Here is a 3,241-nt window from a genome sequence, read left to right as displayed (position 1 = left end):
GGGTGAAGATGGAGAAAATCTGTCGTACCATTTATGGAGCCGAGAATGTTATCTTATCTAATAAGGCCAGCAGGCAACTCAGAAGATTTGAATCCCTGGGTTATGGAAACCTTCCTGTTTGTATGGCGAAAACCCAAAAGAGCCTGAGTGACGACGAGAAAAAACTCGGGCGGCCTGAAAATTTTGATATTAATATACGGGAATTCGAAATTGCAGCGGGGGCGGGGTTTATCGTCCCGATCGCCGGAAACATTCTCAGGATGCCCGGTCTTCCTTCCAGCCCTGCCTCTGAGCGAATTTCTATTGACAAAGAAGGGAATATTTCGGGATTGTTTTAAATGGGTTTGAATTCGGAAAAGGGAACTTAAAGAAGTGGGTTATTCACCCTCCCCTTCTCCATACAACCGGGTAATGACCAGCACATGTGGAAAGGTGATTGCAGCCAGGAAAGAAAAAAATAGCGGTAAGTACCCATAATCACTGTCCTTTAAAACCAGGAAGGCCACTGCGAGCGTAACCAGGGCACCCACCCAGTAAACCGCGGACGACTTGACGTATTTCAAACCACTCTTCAAACTGATCGTCCCATATAGCAACCGGAGCTGGTCTGCAAGGGAGGGAATCGAATGCCACACAACAAAGTAGATTGCAAAGGCCCACAAGAGGGATGCCGTATTAAAAACGAGGAAGAACAGCCCGAGTAAAAAGAATTCCCGCAGTGCATACCGCACCAATTGGCTTCTGTAAAAATTTGTGCCGAGGATAACCAGAAAGAGTCCCAGGCTCACTAAAAGAACACGGCCGAACCACACTGTCGGTATCGATACGCCTGTAATTCCCAGGATAACCTCAGTTACTTCCCCCCCATGTGCGTAGAAAAGCAGGAATAGCACGACGAGGCCGTATGAAAAAAAAAGGAGTTTTTGAAGCGGGGGATACTTTCCCTGTCTCTTGATCCAGTGCTGCTCCCCAAAATGATAGGCACTAAAAGAAATAAACATAAAAAGTGCCAGCATGGGCATAAAATAGAACAGCAGGGCACTGACAAGAACAAAACCCACGTAAGCTAAAAGCATTTTCCACCCGGATTTGCCCTTGCTATTCGGCAAACCATTCCTCCTGAGTATTTCCAGGTCATTGGCCCCGTGGAGTATTCCAAAAGAAAAAATAAGCGTGAAGGCGAGGGTTTCCTCAACAGACTCCCCAAAAAAGATGGCCAGCCACAGAAAAAAGAAGGTCGCGACCATCATGGCGTTTCTTAATTCCACAGATTTCCACTCTTCTTTTTTCATAATGTTTAATTTTTTATGATTTTATTTAAACAATTATGTTTAATTTTTTAATATTTTCGCTAGACAAAACTACTAAAACTAATTGTTATGATGAGTCTTTTTTCAAATTTTTCGCTTGTAGCCAAGATGGCGACAGACGATTACGTAGGTTTTACCTTTTTTGTCGGGTGTATGGCCATGATGGCAGCCTCGGCCTTTTTCTTTTTGTCAATGAATTCATTCGACAAGAAGTGGAGGACTTCCATCCTGGTTTCCGGACTTATTACATTTATTGCCGCCGTTCATTACTGGTACATGCGGGATTACTGGGCCGTAAATATGGAGTCCCCAACCTTTTTCCGGTATGTAGACTGGGTCCTTACCGTTCCTTTGATGTGTGTGGAGTTCTTCCTCATCCTGAGGGTAGCGGGCGCTAAAAAATCCCTGATGTGGAACCTGATTTTCCTCTCGGTGGTTATGCTGGTTACCGGATACTTTGGGGAAGCCGTGTACCGCGACCAGGCCTGGTTATGGGGGCTGATTTCAGGTATCGCTTATTTCGCCATCGTTTACATTATTTGGTTTGGCTCGGCTAAAAAGTTGGCCGAGAATGCCGGCGGTGCAGTCCTGAGTGCCCACAAAACCTTATGTTGGTTTGTCCTCGTGGGATGGGCCATCTACCCACTTGGATATATGGCAGGTACCCCCGGGTGGTATGAAGGCTGGTTCTCAGGCCTGAATATGGATGTGATATACAATATCGGAGATGCGGTCAACAAAATTGGCTTCGGTCTGGTAGTATATAATCTGGCCGTCTCTGCCTCCGGGCACAACAGCGAAAAAGCGTAATTACTTTTCGGATGATTGATGGAAAAAGGGCTTCCTGTAATGGGAAGCCTTTTTTTGTTCGATATCTTCTGTGCGATATCTACTAATTTTGCTCCAAAAATTCGGACAGTAAATAAGCAGGGATAGAGCGGGAATCGCTCAAATGCCTCAAATCTAGTATTTTTGAACAGGCACCACCGCACCCGACTATATCCGGGTGGAGGTTTTTCATAAAAAGGAAATGTTTATTTATCTGCGTCACCTGCGTCAAAGGCTCATAAAGAGCAATTCCATTTTGAAGTATTTCCTCTATGGATTGGGGGAGTTAGTGTTGATCGTAATGGGGATCCTTCTCGCCCTTTATGTGGACAACTGGAACGACCACCGTCTGGAAAAGAAAAGGGAGCAGTTCTATCTGACTGAACTCCGTGCAGAATTCGAAGGGAGCCGCATAAAATTGGAGAATCTGATAAGCGCCAACCGTGCGACTTATAAAAAAGCCGGAGAAATCGCCAATGTCATGGCCTTTGGGGGAAAGGATTTAAATGAAATCGAATTTTCGGGCTTATTATTCCATTCCTTTTCCGATGAAATGACCTATAACCCCAACAATTCCGTCCTGCAGGAAATGCTCAACTCCGGCCGTCTGGAGTATTTGTCAGATCCGAACCTTCGCGGCCATCTGACCACCTGGTCTTCGAGGCTTGAACAAATTCGCCAACAAGAGCAAAACCTCAGAGACCAGCGGTCCGAAGTGATGGAACTCACCCTGAGGGAAGGAGGCGACATCCGAGCGATCCTGGAAAACACTGGTATACTCACCGGAGAAATGGGTTTAGAGCCGAGCCCTGAAAAAGGAAGTAACATGGATTTATTGCAATCCCGCAGTCTGGAAAACCACCTCTTGATTTTTATTCTGACAGCGCAGCTTACCGAAAAAAATCATTACCAACCCCTGTATGAGGAAATCGAGATTATTCTCGAGCTTATCGATAAAAGTCTGGCAGATTAAGCATTACATCCGCTGAGGCACATCAATTCCCAGCAGGGCCGTAGCATCCCGGATGACGGAACCGACCTTTTCAGTTAGTTGTACCCGAAATCGTTTCTTAACCTCATCCGGTTCTCCCAGAATAGAGACC

Annotated in this window: 5 protein-coding genes; 3 read left to right on the top strand and 2 right to left on the bottom strand. The window is 45.8% G+C overall.

Annotated features, from left to right (window positions below):
- A partial coding sequence (locus WBV75_RS02490) for a formate--tetrahydrofolate ligase (RefSeq protein WP_424119077.1) occupies positions 1-338 on the top strand: 338 nt, incomplete at its 5' end.
- Positions 339-377: 39 nt separating this feature from the next.
- Here WBV75_RS02490 and WBV75_RS02485 read toward each other — a convergent pair.
- Positions 378-1,292 carry a Brp/Blh family beta-carotene 15,15'-dioxygenase gene (locus WBV75_RS02485; RefSeq protein ID WP_424119076.1) on the bottom strand — a complete coding sequence of 305 codons (915 nt, stop codon included), beginning with the start codon at positions 1,290-1,292 and terminating at the stop codon, positions 378-380.
- Positions 1,293-1,382: 90 nt separating this feature from the next.
- On the opposite strand from WBV75_RS02485, the gene WBV75_RS02480 reads away from it, so the two are divergent.
- Complete coding sequence (locus WBV75_RS02480) at positions 1,383-2,120, top strand: bacteriorhodopsin-like (RefSeq protein WP_424119079.1); 738 nt, start codon at positions 1,383-1,385, stop codon at positions 2,118-2,120.
- A gap of 220 nt (positions 2,121-2,340) precedes the next feature.
- Positions 2,341-3,111: a DUF6090 family protein gene (locus WBV75_RS02475; RefSeq protein ID WP_424119075.1), complete on the top strand. Its 771-nt coding sequence runs from the start codon at positions 2,341-2,343 to the stop codon at positions 3,109-3,111.
- 3 nt (positions 3,112-3,114) lie between these two features.
- Here WBV75_RS02475 and WBV75_RS02470 read toward each other — a convergent pair.
- Positions 3,115-3,241: DALR anticodon-binding domain-containing protein (locus WBV75_RS02470; protein WP_424119078.1), on the bottom strand; the 127-nt coding region annotated here is incomplete at its 5' end.

Source organism: Robiginitalea sp. (genome assembly GCF_049588695.1).
Lineage (GTDB): Bacteria > Bacteroidota > Bacteroidia > Flavobacteriales > Flavobacteriaceae > Robiginitalea.
Note: the sequence above shows the minus strand (reverse complement) of the source record. Positions and strands in the feature narration are given on the sequence as shown.